Annotated in this window: 1 protein-coding gene; it reads left to right on the forward strand. The window is 29.5% G+C overall.

The window, feature by feature from the left end:
- Window positions 1–74: 74 nt before the first annotated feature.
- A partial coding sequence (locus tag ACRCYC_RS01645) for a hypothetical protein (RefSeq protein WP_438617455.1) occupies window positions 75–1,052 on the forward strand: 978 nt, incomplete at its 3' end.

Consider the following 1,052-nt stretch of genomic DNA (forward strand, 5'->3'; position numbering starts at 1 on the left):
TCTTTAGTTAATTTTATAAATGGAATACATGATCACAAAAAAGTAATAAATAAATTTATAGGGTAGGTGGAAAGATGTTAGCAACAGGAGGAGTTATTTTAACCTCGGCTGGAGCCTTGATGATTTCAAGGTCATTAGAATTAGTAAAACCTATTGAATTTACACATATGAAAATAGGTACAGGAGATATAAGTTCATTAGACAATGCTAGAGCTTTAACAGATTTGGTAGCTAGTTATATGACAATTAATATGTCCTCAATAGCAAGAAATGAAAATACAATAAGAATAAGAGGAAGTTTTACAAATGAAAGTTTTTCTAGTGAAGTAACTATAAAAGAAATTGGAGTATTCGCAAAAATAGGAGCAGAGCAATCTGTACTATTTGGATATGTAAATGATGGACAAGGAGAAGTAATACCTCCTGGAAACTCAGGTAATGTAATTTCAAGAACAAGAGATTTATATATAGGAGTTACAAGTGAAGCAGAAGCTGTAATAACAATAGATAAAAGTTTAGTATATCCAACAATTGAAGATTTAGAAGAAGGTTTGAATCAAAAAGAAAATAAATTTAATAAAAATAGTGGATTTAATAAAACAAAATCAGATGCAACAAATTTAAAAGATTCAGAAACCCTTGCAACATCAATGGCCGTAGCAAAAACTATGGAGAAAGCAGAAGAGGCTTTAAATAGTGCAGGAGGTAAGGAACCAGCATTTAATAAAAATACTGCATTTAACAAGAACTTTGGTACAGGACAAAATGAGATTTTAGAGGGAAGTAAATTAGCTGAAATATTAGGAATTGAATATGGTGGAGTTTTAAATAATACAAACACCAAAGTAGCAGGAAAAGGGTATTATGATACGGCAAATAAAAAGATATATAAATGCACTACAAATACTTCTATAAATTACGCAGATGCAGGATATTTTATTGAAGTTTCTAACAATGATCTTTTGGGTAAATTACAGAATTTATTCTTAGATACAGGAATAAAAACTATTATATCTGGAGATTTAATTTTTAAGTATCGACGTAGAGGATAT

Origin of the sequence: Paraclostridium sp., from assembly GCF_051657365.1 — a bacterium.
GTDB lineage: Bacteria > Bacillota > Clostridia > Peptostreptococcales > Peptostreptococcaceae > Paraclostridium.